Origin of the sequence: Catenibacillus scindens (assembly GCF_014202115.1) — a bacterium.
Lineage (GTDB): Bacteria > Bacillota > Clostridia > Lachnospirales > Lachnospiraceae > Catenibacillus > Catenibacillus scindens.
The window spans coordinates 46,119-62,719 of the sequence record NZ_JACHFW010000008.1 but is presented as its reverse complement, the minus strand read 5'-3'; the positions used below and the strand labels follow the sequence as shown (position 1 = coordinate 62,719).

General features: G+C 47.3%; 17 protein-coding genes. 15 read left to right on the top strand and 2 right to left on the bottom strand.

All coding sequences use genetic code 11. The features are described 5' to 3' along the window. The first annotated feature begins 56 nt into the window (after positions 1 to 56). The 6 genes from HNP82_RS10565 to serS all read left to right on the top strand — a co-directional run bounded on the left by HNP82_RS10565 (position 57) and on the right by serS (position 7,149). On the top strand, positions 57 to 1,571 hold the full coding sequence (locus HNP82_RS10565; protein WP_183774278.1) for an amino acid adenylation domain-containing protein: 1,515 nt from the start codon (positions 57 to 59) through the stop codon (positions 1,569 to 1,571). Positions 1,572 to 1,584: 13 nt separating this feature from the next. Then, positions 1,585 to 2,754, top strand: coding sequence for a diaminopimelate decarboxylase family protein (locus HNP82_RS10560; protein WP_183774275.1), 1,170 nt, complete (start codon positions 1,585 to 1,587; stop codon positions 2,752 to 2,754). Between the two features lie 111 nt (positions 2,755 to 2,865). Further along, positions 2,866 to 3,099, top strand: a complete 234-nt coding sequence (locus HNP82_RS10555; RefSeq protein WP_183774272.1) for an acyl carrier protein — start codon at positions 2,866 to 2,868, stop codon at positions 3,097 to 3,099. After that, complete coding sequence (locus HNP82_RS10550; RefSeq protein ID WP_243164737.1) at positions 3,099 to 4,709, top strand: MBOAT family O-acyltransferase; 1,611 nt, start codon at positions 3,099 to 3,101, stop codon at positions 4,707 to 4,709. Before HNP82_RS10555 ends, HNP82_RS10550 begins: the two co-directional genes overlap by 1 nt. 16 nt (positions 4,710 to 4,725) lie before the next feature. Next, positions 4,726 to 5,682 carry a hypothetical protein gene (locus HNP82_RS10545; protein ID WP_183774269.1) on the top strand — a complete coding sequence of 319 codons (957 nt, stop codon included), beginning with the start codon at positions 4,726 to 4,728 and terminating at the stop codon, positions 5,680 to 5,682. 177 nt (positions 5,683 to 5,859) lie between these two features. Beyond that, positions 5,860 to 7,149, top strand: coding sequence for a serine--tRNA ligase (serS, locus tag HNP82_RS10540; RefSeq protein WP_183774266.1), 1,290 nt, complete (start codon positions 5,860 to 5,862; stop codon positions 7,147 to 7,149). Between the two features lie 179 nt (positions 7,150 to 7,328). Here serS and HNP82_RS10535 read toward each other — a convergent pair whose 3' ends face one another. Beyond that, a complete protein-coding gene (locus HNP82_RS10535; protein ID WP_183774263.1) occupies positions 7,329 to 8,228 on the bottom strand; it encodes a LysR family transcriptional regulator in 900 nt (299 codons plus the stop codon). Positions 8,229 to 8,491: 263 nt separating this feature from the next. Here HNP82_RS10535 and HNP82_RS10530 point away from each other — a divergent pair, with 263 nt between their 5' ends. The 9 genes from HNP82_RS10530 (at position 8,492) to HNP82_RS10490 (ending at position 15,807) form a co-directional block, all read left to right on the top strand. Continuing rightward, positions 8,492 to 9,160 (top strand): F0F1 ATP synthase subunit A, encoded by a 669-nt coding sequence (locus tag HNP82_RS10530; RefSeq protein ID WP_243164742.1) that lies wholly within the window; start codon positions 8,492 to 8,494, stop codon positions 9,158 to 9,160. A gap of 46 nt (positions 9,161 to 9,206) precedes the next feature. After that, positions 9,207 to 9,431 carry an ATP synthase F0 subunit C gene (atpE, locus tag HNP82_RS10525; RefSeq protein WP_183774260.1) on the top strand — a complete coding sequence of 75 codons (225 nt, stop codon included), beginning with the start codon at positions 9,207 to 9,209 and terminating at the stop codon, positions 9,429 to 9,431. A 135-nt stretch (positions 9,432 to 9,566) separates the two neighbouring features. After that, the gene (gene atpF, locus HNP82_RS10520; protein WP_183774257.1) at positions 9,567 to 10,064 is read left to right on the top strand and encodes a F0F1 ATP synthase subunit B; all 498 of its coding nucleotides are present in this window, start codon (positions 9,567 to 9,569) and stop codon (positions 10,062 to 10,064) included. Next, positions 10,048 to 10,566, top strand: coding sequence for an ATP synthase F1 subunit delta (gene atpH / locus HNP82_RS10515; protein ID WP_183774254.1), 519 nt, complete (start codon positions 10,048 to 10,050; stop codon positions 10,564 to 10,566). The genes atpF and atpH overlap by 17 nt, the downstream gene beginning before the upstream one ends. Before the next feature lie 5 nt (positions 10,567 to 10,571). Continuing rightward, a complete protein-coding gene (gene atpA, locus HNP82_RS10510) occupies positions 10,572 to 12,080 on the top strand; it encodes a F0F1 ATP synthase subunit alpha (protein ID WP_207720605.1) in 1,509 nt (502 codons plus the stop codon). A gap of 4 nt (positions 12,081 to 12,084) precedes the next feature. Next, positions 12,085 to 12,978: an ATP synthase F1 subunit gamma gene (atpG, locus tag HNP82_RS10505; protein ID WP_183774248.1), complete on the top strand. Its 894-nt coding sequence runs from the start codon at positions 12,085 to 12,087 to the stop codon at positions 12,976 to 12,978. A gap of 5 nt (positions 12,979 to 12,983) precedes the next feature. Continuing rightward, positions 12,984 to 14,378 carry a F0F1 ATP synthase subunit beta gene (atpD, locus tag HNP82_RS10500; RefSeq protein WP_183774245.1) on the top strand — a complete coding sequence of 465 codons (1,395 nt, stop codon included), beginning with the start codon at positions 12,984 to 12,986 and terminating at the stop codon, positions 14,376 to 14,378. A 25-nt stretch (positions 14,379 to 14,403) separates the two neighbouring features. Next, positions 14,404 to 14,826 carry an ATP synthase F1 subunit epsilon gene (gene atpC, locus HNP82_RS10495; protein ID WP_183774242.1) on the top strand — a complete coding sequence of 141 codons (423 nt, stop codon included), beginning with the start codon at positions 14,404 to 14,406 and terminating at the stop codon, positions 14,824 to 14,826. 177 nt (positions 14,827 to 15,003) lie between these two features. After that, entirely contained in the window at positions 15,004 to 15,807 is an 804-nt protein-coding gene (locus HNP82_RS10490; protein WP_183774239.1) for a metallophosphoesterase, read from the top strand. Positions 15,808 to 15,951: 144 nt separating this feature from the next. Here HNP82_RS10490 and HNP82_RS10485 read toward each other — a convergent pair whose 3' ends face one another. Continuing rightward, positions 15,952 to 16,560: a sugar O-acetyltransferase gene (locus tag HNP82_RS10485; RefSeq protein ID WP_183774236.1), complete on the bottom strand. Its 609-nt coding sequence runs from the start codon at positions 16,558 to 16,560 to the stop codon at positions 15,952 to 15,954. Between the last annotated feature and the right edge of the window lie 41 nt (positions 16,561 to 16,601).

Below are 16,601 nucleotides of genomic sequence, written 5' to 3'. Positions count from 1 at the left end.
TACAGTATACTCTGAATTGTAAGAAAGAACACATGCATTTTTCAGGAGGATGATTAATGACAAAAAATTATTTGATTTTAGATATATTAGAGAAAACTGCTAGGAGACGTCCGGAAAAAAACGGCGTCATAGACGCCTGGGGAAGCTGCACATATCGTCAGCTTGCGGGAATGAGCCAGAGAGTAGGAAGCGGCCTTTTAAACTGGGTCGATCCGGGAAAACCGGTGGGAATATTTATGGAAAAAGGTATCAATGCCTTGACTGCTTTTTTTGGAAGCGTATATGCGGGAGGCTGCTATGTCATGCTTTCTCCACAGCTTCCGGCGCCCCGACTGGCTCAGATGGCCCATGTTTTGGAACTTAAAGTGGTCATCGCCGATGATCAGACGTGGGAAAAGGCCAGCGAGATTTTCTCCGGTCAGAAGATTTTTAATATTAATGATCTTAAAGCGGAAACAGAGAATCAGAAGGGATTGGCTCTCATCCGGAAAAATATGCTTGACACGGATCCTCTTTATATCATGTTTACTTCAGGGTCATCGGGGGTCCCCAAAGGGGTGGCTGTGAGCCACCGGTCAGTGATGGACTTTATTGATACGTTTACCGGGCTGTTTCATATCAGTGCCTCAGACGTGATTGGCAATCAGGCGCCATTTGATTTTGATGTATCTGTGAAAGATATTTATTCCGCCGTAAAAACCGGCGCCAAGCTGGTGATTATTCCCCGGAGACTTTTTTCAAATCCTTCAGGACTTTTGGATTTTATATGCAGCCACAAGGTGACGACAATGATCTGGGCGGTTTCCGCCCTCTGTCTGGTGACAACCTTCCATGGGCTGGATTATAAGATCCCGGAAACGGTGGACAAGATTATGTTCAGCGGGGAAGTGATGCCGTGGAAACATTTAAAGAGCTGGATGGATCATCTGCCGGACACTGTTTTTGTCAATCTCTACGGCCCCACGGAAATCACCTGTAATTGTACATACCATGTGGTGGAAAGGAACCGGGACTATAGCCGGGGACTTCCCATTGGCCGGCCGTTCCCAAATAAAGGGGTATTTCTGCTGGATGAGCAGAACCGTGAAATTAAAGAGGCGGGAAAAGTTGGGGAAATATGCGTCCGGGGAACAGATCTGGCTCTGGGATATTTTAACGCCCATGAGGCGACGAAAAAAAGTTTTGTCCAAAATCCTTTAAATAAGGCTTACCCGGAGACGATCTACAGAACTGGAGATCTGGGATGCCTGGATGATTTTTTTGATATATATTTTTGCGGCCGGAAAGATTTTCAGGTGAAGTATATGGGACACCGGATCGAACTGGAAGAGATCGAGAGGGCCATACACAATGTCCCAGGTGTTTCCAGATGCTGCTGCGTCTTTGATGAGAAGAAAAGCCGTCTCTACGGTTTTTATACAGGCACTATTTCAAAAGGTGAACTGTCTGTAAAGCTGAAGGAAATGCTCCCGGCGTTTATGATCCCTACGTCTTTAAAATGGGTGGAAGGGATGCCTTTGACACCCAACGGAAAAACTGACCGGAAAGCTTTAGCTTCAGGAATCATATAAGGTGGTGAATTTTATGAATAAAAAGTTAATAGAAACATTGCTGGAAAGCCATCCGACCCCTTTTTATGTTTTCGATACAGGGGTGCTGAAAGGAAGAATCGCCTATTTAAGATCTGTGCTGCCGGAAAATATAGCGCTGTGTTATGCCGTGAAGGCCAACACATTTATTCCAGGTGTTTTAAAAGATATTATCGACCGTTTTGAAGTGTGTTCGCCCGGAGAGCTTAAAATCTGCCGGACTCAGAATCTTATGTCAGAAAAATTGGTGATCTCCGGCGTGTATAAAGATCCAGAGTTGATGGAGGAGCTGGTTAAAGGGGAATTTCTGCCGGGGGCATACACTGTAGAATCCGTGGGACAGTTTAAACTTCTTCACGGCCTTGCCAGCCGGTATAAAAAGAAAATCCCTATGCTGTTGCGCCTTACTTCCGGAGGACAGTTTGGTATGGACGCAGAGGACATCTGCAATATTGTTAAAAACAGCCGCAATGATCCCTGTTTAAATATCCTGGGTATCCAGTATTTTTCCGGAACTCAGAAAAAATCATTGAGGCGTCTGGAGAGAGAACTTAACGAAGTGGACCGTCTCCTTGAAAAGTTGGATAAGGAATATGGGTGCAGACTTCCGGAACTGGAGTTTGGCCCCGGCCTTCCCGTAGATTATTTTGCGGGGGAGAATTTTAATGAGGAAGAGTTCTTACAGGGATTTGCCCAATTGCTGAAAGGGTTGTCCCATAAAGGCAAGATCACTCTGGAGCTGGGACGAAGTATCGCCGCATCCTGCGGAACCTATCTGACCCGGATTGTCGACACAAAAAGGAATAAAGGGCAAAATTACGCTATTGTCGATGGAGGAATCCATCAGATGGTTTACTATGGACAGTCCATGGCTATGAAACAGCCGCTGTGCGAACTGTTTCCACGCCGGCCTGTGGAGAATGAGCAAAACTGGAATATCTGCGGCTCTCTGTGTACTATTAATGATATTCTTGTAAAGCAGATGCCATTGTCGGATGTAAAGACCGGGGATGTACTCATCTTTAAAAATACCGGCGCCTACGCTATGACTGAGGGAATTGCCCTGTTTTTAAGCAGAAATCTGCCCGCAATTGTTATTTTAGATGAGAAAGGAGAGAGCCATCTGGCCCGTGGCCCGCTGGAGACATATCCTTTAAATATGTAAGCTCCTCTCATCAGAGTTGGAACGTCCAGATCTTTATGCGTGCATAAATCTGTCCGTCCCATCTCTGATGGCTGAACTGTTGTAATAAAAATGTGAAAGGAAGAATAAATTATGGAAAAATTAATCGAGATTTTAGAAGATATTCAGCCAGGTGTGGATTATGCCACATGCGAAAACCTTATTGACGGACAGATCCTTAACTCCCTCACGATTCTCGCCCTTGTGGCAGAGATTGAGGACGCCTTCGATGTTGTCATTCCCGCCGTCTGGATTCTGCCTGAGAATTTTAACTCTGCTGCGCGTATCTGGGATCTGATCTGCAGACTGAAGGAGGAGGATAACTGATGGCAATGGATTCCTATTATTCCATTGCCTACCTGGCCCTGTTTCTGCCTTTGGTCATTGTGGTGTACACCCTTTTCCCCAAAAAGGGAAGATGGGCGGTTCTGCTTGGAAGCAGCCTCATCTTCTTCTGGTGTATCAGTGGGAAACTGGTTATTTACCTTCTGGCCTCCATTGTGTCTATCCATTACGGCGGGATATGGATCGCCCTTTTGGGAACACACAAAGACGAGCGTATCCGCCTGGCGGCAGAGACACAGGGAGGCCCGACAAAAAAGGAACTGAGAAAAATATATCAGAAAAAGCAGATGGCGGTAACTGCGGGGATTGCTCTGTTTAATGTGGGCCTTCTGCTTTTTCTTAAATATACGCCATTTTTTATGGGGAACATTAACCGGCTTCTGGCAGCGTTAAAGATTCCGGCAGCCCTGGAGATTCCCGCCATGGCCGTGCCCATTGGCATTTCCTTTTATGCACTTCAGGCTGTTTCCTATATTATGGACGTTTATTGGGGGAAAATACCGGCCCAGGGCAATATTTGCCGTCTGGCACTGTACATGTGTTTTTTCCCCAGGCTTATCGAGGGACCTATCTGCAGGTTTAAGGAAATGGATGAACAGCTCTTTAATGGAGAGCGAATACATTTTGACAATCTTGTCCGCGGCAGCCAGCGCATTGTCTTTGGCATGATGAAAAAGCTGGTGGTCGCAGACCGACTGAATTTGTTTATAAAAAATGTCTATGAAAATCCGGGGCAGTATGATGGCGGCGTTATCGCCATGGGAGCAGTGCTGTACACATGCCAGCTTTACATGGACTTTTCCGGCACTATGGATATAGTCCTTGGTACCGGAGAGATTTTCGGAATACAACTGCCTGAAAATTTCCGCCAGCCCTTTTTCTCAAAAAGTATTTCTCAGTTCTGGCAGAGATGGCATATCACTTTAGGTACATGGTTTAAAGATTATATTTTTTACCCTGTATCCATGTTACGGCCTATGAAAAAATTAACATCCTTTGGCCGGAAACATGTGGGTAATTACTATGGGCCTCTCCTCTCAGGAGGCTGTGCCCTGTTCTGCGTGTGGCTGTGCAACGGCCTGTGGCATGGCAGCGGCTGGAACTATATATTTTTTGGAATGTATCATTTTGCGCTGATTTTCGGCGCGCAGATTTTCGAGCCGGCAGCGGCAAAAATCTGCAAGGTACTCCATATTCCCCGGAAGTCTGTGGCGTGGGGCACGGTACGTATAGTCCGTACAGCCGCCCTGGTCTGTGTGGGGGAGATGTTTTTCCGGGCTCACGGTTTAAAGGCCGGGCTTGGCATGTTTGTCAATATGGTGACAAACTTTACATTTGCCTCGGTTAAGGATGGGAGCTTATTTCAGATCGGCATGGATAAAAAGGACTTTTTGATCGTTGCAGTGGCGGTGCTGATCGTATTCATTAACAGTATTTTGAAGGAAAAAAGCATTGATCCGAGAGAATGGCTGGGAAAAAGGGGCCTGCCTGTGCGGTGGGGACTGTGTTACGGTCTGATCCTGTTTGTCATTATTTTTGGGGCTTACGGTGTCGGATACGTTCCTCTTGATCCTATTTATGCCGGTTTTTAAATGGAGGTGATACTTATTGAAGCAGGGAATTAAAAAAGCTGTGGGCAGTCTGTTTTTTTCGGCAGGACTCATTGCCCTTCTCGTGGTGCTGTCCATGATTTTTATTCCAAAAAATAATATGAAAGCATTTGGCATGGAGGATGTGCCTGCCAATGGGATATTGGGAGAAAAAGCAGATACCATCGACGTGGTGATTGTCGGGGACAGTGAGTCTTACAGTTCATTTTCGCCCATGCAAATGTGGGAGCAGCAGGGCTTTACATCCTACGTGTGCGGTACGCCGGGACAGTACCTTTACCAGTCGGAAACATTTCTGGAAAAAGCTTTTGAAAACCAGAAACCATCTGTCGTTGTCCTGGAAACTAACGCCATCTACCGAAAAATGTCCCCCAGCGCAGCCGTAATGAATACGGTGGAAAATATGTTTTCCATATTCCGCTATCATGACCGGTGGAAATCTATGGGAAGCGATGATTTTTTAAAACCGGTGAATTATACATGGACCGATGATATGAAAGGGTACCGTTATAATAATGCTGTTGATCAGGCCCCCACTAAGGAATATATGATTCCTACAGATCAGGCGGCGCCTATTGAAGCATTAAATGAGGAGTATGTTAAAAATATGGCGGAATTTTGTAGGGAAAACGGTGTCGCCTTCCTCCTTGTCAGCACTCCAAGTACGGTCAATTGGAACTACTCCCGCCATAACGGGATTGAAGCGCTGGCAAAAGAATATAATATTCCTTATATTGATATGAATTTAATGCGGCAGGAGATCCCTATTGACTGGACAAAGGATACACGGGATCAGGGGGATCATCTCAATCATTCCGGAGCTGTAAAAGTGTCCTCCTGGTTTGGAAAATTTGTAAAAGAAAAATTCAGCCTTAAAGACCGCCGCCAGGACAGCAGCTATAGCCAGTGGAATGATGCCCTTGGACGCTACAAAAAGACTGTAGGGGAAGTGTGAAATCCGGGCATGCGTCTCTCCAGCCCATCCCTGATGGCTAAACTGTTACGTTACTGTTCACTGTCAAGCCAGCGAGCAGTAACACTGTTATTAAATCTTCTGTGAGTTTTTTTGGCGATACCTTGATAATTTTGGCAAAATCGTATATGATAAAACTCAAGAAGGAGGAAGCAACACATGCTAGATATTAAGTTTTTACGGGCCAACCCGGACATGGTTAAAGAAAATATACGAAAAAAGTTCCAGGACGAGAAACTTGTCCTTGTGGATGAGATTCTTGAGATGGACAAAGAGATCCGGGATGTGCGTACACGTTATGAATATTTGAGAAGCCAGAGAAATTCCATAAGCAAGGAGATCGGCGGTCTTATGGCTAAGGGACAAAAAGAGGAGGCCCAGGCTAAAAAGGCAGAAGTAGTGGCTATGGCTGATGAGATGAATGAGCTGCAGCCCCGCCTGGACAAGTTAAACGATGAGATCCGCCAGCGGATGCTTGTGATCCCCAATATTATTGATGATAGCGTGCCCATCGGCAAAGACGACAGCGAGAATGTGGAGCTGGAGCGCTTCGGCGAGCCTGTTGTCCCCGATTACGAGGTCCCCTACCATGTGGACATTATGGAGCGTTTAAACGGCATTGATCTTGACAGCGCCAGAAAGACCAGCGGCGCCGGATTTTATTATCTCAAGGGGGACATTGCCCGCCTTCACTCCGCTATTTTGTCCTACGGCCGGGATTTTATGATCGACCGGGGCTTTACTTATTACATTCCGCCTTATATGATCCACGGCAATGTGGTCAACGGTGTCATGAGTTTTTCTGAGATGGAAAATATGATGTACAAGATTGAAGGGGAGGATCTTTATCTCATCGGAACAAGCGAACATTCCATGATCGGAAAGTTTATTGATACTATCCTTGACGAGGATCAGCTCCCGCAGACATTAACCAGCTATTCCCCTTGTTTCCGCAAGGAAGTGGGAGCCCACGGCATCGAGGAGCGGGGCGTTTACCGCATCCATCAGTTTGAAAAGCAGGAGATGGTTGTCGTGTGCCGTCCTGAGGAGAGCATGGACTGGTTTAAGAAGCTTTATATGAATACCGTTGAGTTTTTCCGCTCACTGGATATCCCGGTGCGCACCCTGGAATGCTGTTCCGGCGATCTTGCGGATCTGAAAGTCAAGAGTGTAGATGTGGAAGCATGGTCACCCCGCCAGCAGAAATATTTTGAGGTGGGAAGCTGTTCCAATCTCGGTGATGCCCAGGCCCGCCGTCTCGGCATCCGTGTCCGCAACAAAGGCGGCAACTATCTGCCCCATACCCTAAATAATACCGTGGTTGCTCCTCCAAGAATGCTTATCGCTTTCCTTGAGAATAATCTCCAGGCTGATGGCCGGGTTCGTATCCCGGAGGCCCTGCGCATGTATATGGGCGGAAAAGAATATTTGGAGAAAGCTCCAAGATAATGACAGTTTGACCGCGCTGTTTTGGATGGAAGAACTGTTGCCGGAAAGAAGATAGAAGACGAAAAAAAGATCGTTACTGTCTCTGTGAACAGTAACGATCTTTCTTCGTCTCTTTTCTGGTTAGAAAGATTTTGGAAAAGGAAGATTCTGAACCGGGAAATTATGCTTTGCGGTACAGTTCAGAAGTGCTTTGTATCCGCAGGCATAAGTTCCAGAAGCTTTCGTGTGGCTGCGTTCATGCTCCGGCTTAAATCCCGGATATAGCAGATCTGCCGGGCGGGTATATGCTCGTAGAGGGGGATCTGGACAAGCTCTCCGCTCTCTAAGGCTGGCCGGGCCATCTCCTCTGGGATAAATCCGATGCCCAGACCGTGGAGGATGACCGGCATGATCAGATGGGCGCTGGCCAGCTCAATGTCCAGTCTTAACGGAACCTGACAGGATGCATAAAATTTTTGAATGAACTGATAACTCATCGTGTCCCGGCTTAATGATACAAGGGGATATTTGGAAAGCTCTGACAGATGCCATGTCTGGCGGGCCATGCGGGCGTATTCCCTGTTTCCGACTAAAACGTCGTTAAAGGTTTTTACCGGCGTCAGGTGGTAGGGTTCAGAGCAGTTGCACGGTGTGGTTACAAGGGCCAGATCAATTTTTCCCGCTTTAAACTCATGGAAAGTCATGGGGGTTGTCTGGTTGCTGATTTTTATATGGACTCCGGGGTAGAGGTGATGGAACTTTTCCAGCTTTTCCAGAAGATAGCAATGAAGGGCCGTCTCAGTGGCTCCGATGTAGAGTTGTCCCTCCTTGAGACCCAGGACAGTGTTTAAGTCCTCTTCCCCTTTAAATAAAAGCTCACATGCCGGTGTCACATGGCGGTAGAGAAGTTCGCCCTCACGGGTCAGGGTCACTCCGTGGCTGGAGCGGATGAAAAGGCGGCAGCCCAGTTCATTCTCCAGATTTTTTATGCTGCGGGTGATGGCTGGCTGACTGGTCATGAGAGCATCAGCGGCCTGGGTGAGATTTTTGTATTTGGCCACATAATAAAAAATTTTATAATATTCAAAATTCGCCGACATTTTACAAAACTCCTTTGTATGTACAAAAAAACATTACATTTTTGTGCAAATTGGACAGAGATATAACAAAATGATATATCAACTATAATATTTTATCATTTTTCAAATAAAAATAAAAGTAGTAAAATGACGAAAAAGATGTTCCTGTTCCCGATCTGTATAAAGCGTGGCCAGCGCCGCGCATGATGAGTGAAGGGCTGGGAACAATAAAAAAAGGGAATAAGAAAGGAGGATTCCATACGGAAGGATTTGCAAATGACTTGATGGATGCCCTTGAAGTCCATACTGTGTTCACCATTCCTATTGGCGGTGGCATACCCATATACGAGTCTGTAGTTGTGACATGGATCATTATGGCAGTCTTTACATTGCTGGCCATTATCCTTGTGCGCAATCTGCGGGTGGAGAACGTAAGTAAAAAGCAACTGGCGTTAGAGGCAGGAATTGCGTTCCTTCAGAATTTTTTTGAGGGTACTGTTGGGAAAAACGGCAAACGTTATGTTCCATACCTGATCACCGTAGCTCTTTACATTGGTGCGTCCAACCTGATCGGTATTTTGGGTTTTACTCCTCCGACAAAGGATATGAATGTAACAGCGGCACTGGGAATTGCCAGTATTATTGTTATTGAGTATTCCGGGATTCATAAAAAAGGTGTGAAAGGCTGGTTTAAATCATTCGCTCAGCCGGTGCCTGTCATTGCCCCCCTGAATGTTCTTGAGTTGGTTATCCGGCCGCTGTCGCTGTGTATGCGTCTTTTCGGCAATGTCCTTGGCGCTTTTGTTGTTATGGAGCTTTTAAAACAGCTTCTGCCAGTGGGACTGCCGGTACCATTCAGCCTGTATTTTGACGTATTTGACGGCCTTATCCAGGCTTACGTCTTTGTCTTCCTCACATCGCTGTTTATAAAGGAAGCCGTGGAAGACGAATAAAGACATGTTTGAAAAAGTTTAAGAGAAGAGAAAGGAAGAATCTATTATGACAACATTAGTAGCAATCGGAGCAGCAGTTGCAGTATTAACAGGTATTGGAGCCGGTATCGGTATCGGCCTTGCCACAGGAAAAGCTGTTGAGGCTATTGCCAGACAGCCGGAAGCAGAGAGCAAGATCAGCAAATCTCTGATCCTTGGATGTGCTCTTGCCGAGGCCACAGCTATTTATGGTTTTATCGTTGCCCTGTTTATCATCCTGTTCCTGGGTTAATGTCAGGAGAAAGTCCCCGTCAAAAGTTGCCTGTGGGCCTTGTGTCTCAGGTGTTGGCGGGGATCAGGCGTTCATCTGTAAATATGCCAGCAGGCATATACCTTAATCACATTAGAAAAGGAAGGTGTAAAAAAGGTGCTTAAACTGGATTGGAACCTTCTCTTCACTCTGATCAACCTGGTTATTTTTTATATCCTCATGCGCAAGTTTTTGATCAAACCCATCATGAATATTATGGAGCAGAGAAAGAAACTTATTGAGGACGGCTTTAATCAGGCGAGACAGGATCAGGATGAAGCGTTGAAATTAAAAGAACAGTATGAAACCGCATTGACAGGCGCCAGGGATGAGTCAAGTAAGATCGTAGCTGAGGCGAAAGCCACTGCCAAGACAGAGTATGACCGCGTCATGCAGGACGCCCAGAAGGATGCGGCGGCACTCCTTGAAAATGCCGGAAAGAATATAGAGCTGGAAAAACAGAAGGCGATGTTCGATCTCAGATCTCAGGTGGCGGGCCTTGCTATGGAGGCTGCCCGGAAGGTTACCGGCGAAAAAGACCACAGCGCTCAGGATCTGAAGCTTTACGATCAGTTCCTGGAAGAAGCAGGTGATTACCATGACACAGACAATTAACCGACAGGCAGTAAAAGCCTATGCCGTGGCATTATATGAATTAGGTCTTCCAAAGGAAGATATTGAGACCAGCGTTCAGATCATGGAAAGCGCTCCCCAGCTTATGGAAGCTTTATCATGCCCGGTTGTGGCACTGAAAGAGAAGCTCAGATGTGTGGACCGGATCTTTCCCGAAAGTATGCGCAGCTTTTTGAAGGTTGTGTGTACCCACGGCAGATGGGCGCTGCTGAAAGGAATCTTTGACGGCTATAAAGAGTATGCAGATTCAAAGAAAAACGTCATTCACGCCGTGCTGCGTTGCGTGACCCCTCCCGATGAACGTCAGCTCGAAGGGCTTCGCAAGTATGTACTGCGCCGGTTTAAGGCGGATGACGTACACATGGATATTATAAAAGATCCGTCACTTATGGGCGGATTTATTATTGAAGCCGGCGGCTGTGAGATTGACAACAGTCTTCGCGGACGCTTCAACCAGCTTGAACAGAAATTAATCCGGAGGTGAAAAGGTTGAGTACAATTTATTCCGATGAAATTATATCCATATTAAAAGAAGAAATTGAAAATTATAATGAAATCAGCAGAGAACAGGAGACTGGCCGGGTTATTTCTGTAGGCGATGGAATTGCCAATATTTATGGCATTGATCACGCCATGTATGGCGAGATCGTTGTTTTTGAAAACGGACTGAAAGGTATGGTTCAGGATATCCGTCAAGACAGCATCGGCTGTATTTTGTTCGGTAAGGATACAGGTATCCGTGCGGATATGAAAGTGACCCGTACAAAGAAAAAAGCAGGTATCCCTGTAGGCGAAGGTTTTGTGGGACGTATTATCGACGCCCTGGGCGCCCCTATCGACGGCAAGGGCGATATTAAAGCCGACGATTACCGTCCCATTGAGCAGGAAGCTCCAGGTATCATTGACCGTAAGTCTGTAGGTGTTCCCCTTGAGACCGGTATTTTGTCCATTGATTCCATGTTTCCTATCGGACGGGGACAGAGAGAGCTGATCATCGGCGACCGCCAGACAGGTAAGACTTCCATTGCCACAGATACCATCATCAACCAGAAGGGGAAAGATGTGATCTGTATTTATGTGGCCATTGGACAGAAGGCATCCACTATTGCCAAGCTGGTCAACACTCTTGAAAAATACGGCGCTATGAGCTATACAACTATTGTGTGCGCTACCGCCAGTGATTGCGCGCCTCTTCAGTATATTGCCCCATATGCCGGAACGTCTCTGGCAGAGTATTTTATGTATAAAGGGCAGGATGTTCTCATTGTCTATGATGATCTGTCCAAACATGCGGTAGCTTACCGTGCCCTCTCCCTGCTCCTTGAGCGTTCCCCGGGACGTGAAGCTTACCCGGGCGATGTTTTCTATCTTCACTCCAGACTTCTGGAGCGCTCCAGCCGTCTGAGCGATGAGGCCGGCGGCGGTTCCATTACGGCTCTGCCTATTATCGAAACCCAGGCCGGGGATGTATCCGCTTACATTCCGACAAATGTTATTTCCATTACTGACGGACAGATTTTCCTTGAAAGCGACCTTTTCTTTGAGGGTATGCGTCCGGCGGTTAATGTTGGCCTTTCTGTATCCCGTGTGGGCGGTGCGGCCCAGACAAAAGCCATGAAGAAGGCGTCGGGAAGTATCCGTATTGACCTCGCCCAGTACCGTGAGATGGAAGTGTTTACCCAGTTCAGCTCGGATCTGGACGCCGCCACAAAGGCTCAGCTCGCTTACGGAAGCAGCCTGATGGAGCTTTTAAAACAGCCGCTGTGCCATCCCCTGTCTCTCCATGAGCAGGTGATCACCCTGTGCGCTGCCACCCATAAAATATTTACCGATATAGAGATCAGCAAGATCAAGGAATTTCAGATGGATATGCTCGCCTATATTGACAACGCTTATCCAAAGATCGGACAGGAGATTGAGGAGAAAAAAGATCTGACAGACGCTCTCTTAGAGCAGATCGTCAGCGCGGCCAAAGAGTTTAAAGATAAGAACAGGTGATTTTATGGCGAATACAAAGGAAATAAAAGATCGTATCCACAGTATTGAAGATACGATGAAGATTACCAATGCCATGTATATGATCTCTTCCTCAAAAATGAAACGGGCCAAAAAGGAGCTTGCGGCCACCATGCCTTATTTTTTCAGAATTCGGGGGGAACTGACCCGTATTTTGCGCCATGTACCCGATGTGAAACATCCTCTGTTTGACCTGCGGGGGGATATCCCTAAGGAGCAGAGAAAGGTCGGTATTATTGTGATTACAGGCGACAAGGGACTGGCCGGAGCTTACAACCATAACGTGCTGAAAAAAGCCGAGGAGATGATGGAGCAGCCGGGAATTTATAAATTATTTGTTCTCGGCATTGTGGGACGGATGTATTTTTCCAAAAAGGATGTGGATGTGGACGACGATCCAAACTTTTTATACACTGTCCAGAAACCGACGCTCCATCAGGCCCGTGTTATCGCCGAGCGGATACTGGATGATTTTCAAAAGGGAGACCTGGACGAGATCCAGGTGATCTACTCTGAGCTTGAAAACGCTGTGACCGTTGAGACAAAGACAGAGCAGCTTCTTCCCCTAAAAAAATCATCTTTCGACGCCTCCAAGCTTCCGCCGGATCTGTACCATGAGGAGATCTCTATGAAGCCTTCACCTCAGGAGGTTTTAAGCTATGTACTCCCAAACTATATCACCGGCATGATCTACGGTATTCTTGTAGAGTCCTATACCAGTGAAAATAATTCCAGAATGATGGCTATGGAGTCATCTACCAACAACGCGAAAGATATGCTTAAAGATCTGGAGATTGAGTTTAACCGTGCGAGACAGGCTGCCATCACCCAGGAGATCACAGAGGTCATTGGCGGGGCAAGAGCGCAAAAAAGGAAGTGACAGATATGAGAAAAGGTAAGATTGTACAGGTTATGGGTCCTGTTGTGGACGTAGTCTTTGAAAATAATGACCTGCCTTATATAAAAGACGCCCTTGAGGTGGACAATAACGGCAAGCGCTGTGTTATGGAGGTAGCCCAGCATATGGGAAATAACACAGTCCGCTGTATCATGCTGTCTGCCAGCGAGGGACTTTGCCGGGATATGGAAGTGACAGCTTCCGGCGGCGGCATTGCCGTTCCTGTGGGAACTCAGACATTGGGCCGTCTCTTTAATGTCCTTGGCGATACCATTGATAATGGTGAATCTTTAAAAGATACAAAACACTGGGTGATCCACAGAGATCCCCCTTCATTTGAAGATCAGAGCCCTGTTGTGGAAATCCTTGAAACAGGCATTAAAGTTATCGACCTTCTGGCGCCTTACGCCAAAGGCGGTAAAGTCGGACTTTTCGGCGGCGCCGGTGTCGGTAAGACTGTGCTTATCCAGGAACTGATCCAGAACGTGGCCACAGAACACGGCGGCTATTCTATTTTCACCGGTGTTGGAGAGCGTTCCCGTGAGGGTAACGATCTGTGGACAGAGATGAGCGAGTCCGGCGTTTTAAATAAGACGGCTCTGGTGTTTGGTCAGATGAACGAGCCGCCCGGAGCCCGTATGCGTGTGGCGGAGACTGGCCTTACTATGGCTGAGTATTTCCGCGATGAGGAACATCAGGATGTGCTTTTGTTTATTGATAATATTTTCCGTTTTGTCCAGGCTGGATCAGAGGTTTCAGCTCTTCTCGGACGTATGCCTTCCGCGGTAGGTTATCAGCCTACACTGGCCACTGAGATGGGTGAACTTCAGGAGCGTATCGCATCCACAAAGAACGGTTCTGTTACCAGTGTTCAGGCCGTTTACGTGCCAGCCGATGACCTGACGGACCCCGCTCCGGCCACAACCTTCGCCCATCTGGATGCCACCACAGTACTTTCCAGAAAGATTGTTGAGCAGGGTATTTATCCGGCGGTTGATCCTCTGGAATCGACTTCCCGTATCCTTGAGGCGGATGTTGTCGGCGAGGAACATTACAATACTGCCCGCAAAGTTCAGGAGATTTTGCAGAAGTATAAAGAACTTCAGGATATTATCGCCATCCTTGGTATGGAGGAGCTTTCTGAGGAAGATAAAAATACAGTGTTCCGCGCCAGAAAGATCCAGAAGTTTTTATCCCAGCCGTTCCATGTGGCTGAAAACTTTACCGGCGTTTCCGGAAAGTATGTGCCACTGAAAGAGACAATCCGGGGCTTTAAGATGATCATTGACGGTGAGATGGATCAGTATCCGGAAAACGCTTTCTTCAACGTTGGAACCATTGACGATGTGATTGAGAAAGCAAAAACGATGGAAGCTGAATAATCTGTCAGGACAGGAGGTAGGGTAAATGAGTACAAATACTTTTTCATTGGAGATCCTTGCCAGTGACAAACAGTTTTTCTCCGGCCGGGCAACCAATATTATCCTTCCGGTCCCTGACGGGACCGTAGGCATTCTTGCCCACCATGAAAATATGATCATTGCTGTAGTGCCCGGAACCGTGTCCTTTGATACAAAAGAGGGCGAACACAGGGAGTGCGTGGTCAGCGCGGGTTTCGCGGAAGTGATCAATAACCGTGTGCGCGTCATGACCCTTACAGCGGAACGCCCGGAAGATATTGATATTGTCCGGGCCAGGGAAGCTGAGGAGCGGGCAAAAGAGCAGCTTCGGCAGAAGATGAGCCTTCAGGAGTATCATTTAAGCAAAGCGTCTCTGGCCCGGGCTATGTCCCGTCTCAGCGCAGCAAGCAAGCTCCGTGACAGAAATTAATAAATGAAAATGGACCCTGACGTGTTGGTCTGTCTTTTTTCCTGTTAAGGCAGAGAAAAAGGCGGACACCGCGGCAGGGTTTTTGCGCGATATGCCGGAGGGGCGCTGTGTGTCAGTGACATTTGTTTGGCGCTGGACGGTTGCGTTCATTTCGAAATAAAAAGAGGTGATGGTTATATGGCTCAAAGCCATGGATCAAGGACAGGGAAAGGTGTATGGTGGAATAACCGGCCATGGGAGACGCCGGTAGTGAGGACCTACACTGTAAAAACATCTAAAGTAAAACGGCCTGTGCGGTGTCTTCATTTATCCGATCTTCACTGCTGCTGGTACGGTCACCGTCAAAGCCGTCTGCTGAAACTGATCTGGGCGCTGTCGCCGGACCTCGTCTGCATGACCGGTGATATGCTGGAGCGAAAATTTTGGAAAGAGGCGGCGGGAGATCTGATGGAACCTTTGGCCGGAGCGGTCCCCTGTTTTTTTGTTGCCGGAAATCATGAATTTCATTTTGAAAATTACAGGGCTGTGAAAAAGTATGTCTCCTCCCTTGGAGTCCATGTTCTGGAGGGCAGCTACGGGACCGTGGATATTTCCGGCGCGAAAATCCATATCTGTGGTGTGGATGATCCTATTAATCCTGACAGAAAATGGAAAGATGAGCTGGGGGCGGCAGCAAGGGGATGTAATGGCGAAGACTTTTCAGTGCTGCTGACTCATCGGCCGGAGTTGGCCAGAATTTACTCTATGTTTCCTTTTGATCTTGTCCTGTCCGGCCACGCCCATGGCGGCCAGTGGCGGCTGCCAGGGCTGATCAACGGCCTTTACGCTCCTGGACAGGGAATTTTCCCTTCTTACACCGGAGGTGCTTATAAGTTTGGCAGCCAGACGCAGATTGTCAGCCGCGGGCTGGCCTATTACACATGGATTCCAAGGATCTTTAACCCTGTAGAGATGGGGCTGATCCATATTCTTCCAAAATAAGCTGTATATGCAGATATAAAGCAAATAACCCCGTCCCCTCGGGCGCTGCAAACAACAAAGCATCGATCTGGCAGCGCCCAACGGGGGCGGGGTATTTTTTTATTAGAAATTGTTGATCAGGATTTAATCGAGGGTGCCTTTTTGCTACGTATCTTTTTCCATCCGGTCTTTTTCTGTGAGCTGACGGATCACTCTGCACGGATTGCCTGCGGCAAGACTGTGTGGAGGAATGTCTCTTGTCACCACACTGCCTGCCCCGATAACACACCCTTCACCGATGGTTACCCCTCCGCAGACAGTGACGTTGGAGGCCAGCCAGCAGTTACTTCCAATGGTTACAGGTTTTGCGTACTCAAGAAAGTACAGGCTGCCATCCTCTCTGGCGCGGATATTGCGTTCTTCCGGAAGGAGAGGATGCATGGGAGTGGCGATCGTGACGTTAGGTCCCATCAGCACATTGTCACCAATATATACAGGGCAGACATCAAGGCATGTAAAGTTGAAGTTGACCCCGCAGTATTTTCCAAAATACGTATTGCACCCGTAGTCAAATTGAATGGGAGCCTGGAGTACAGGAAGTTCGGGGGTGTTGGAAAGCAGCTCATTAAGGATGTCTGTCTGACGTTTTGTATCATCCTCATCCGTCAGATTATATTGTCTGGATAATTTGCGCGCTTTTAGCCGTAACTCATCCAATTCAGGATCGGAGGAGTCATAGAGTTCTCCGGCCAGCATTTTTTCCTTCTCTGTCATGTCTATTTATGTTCCTTTCAGCATTTTCAGAAAATTTGAGC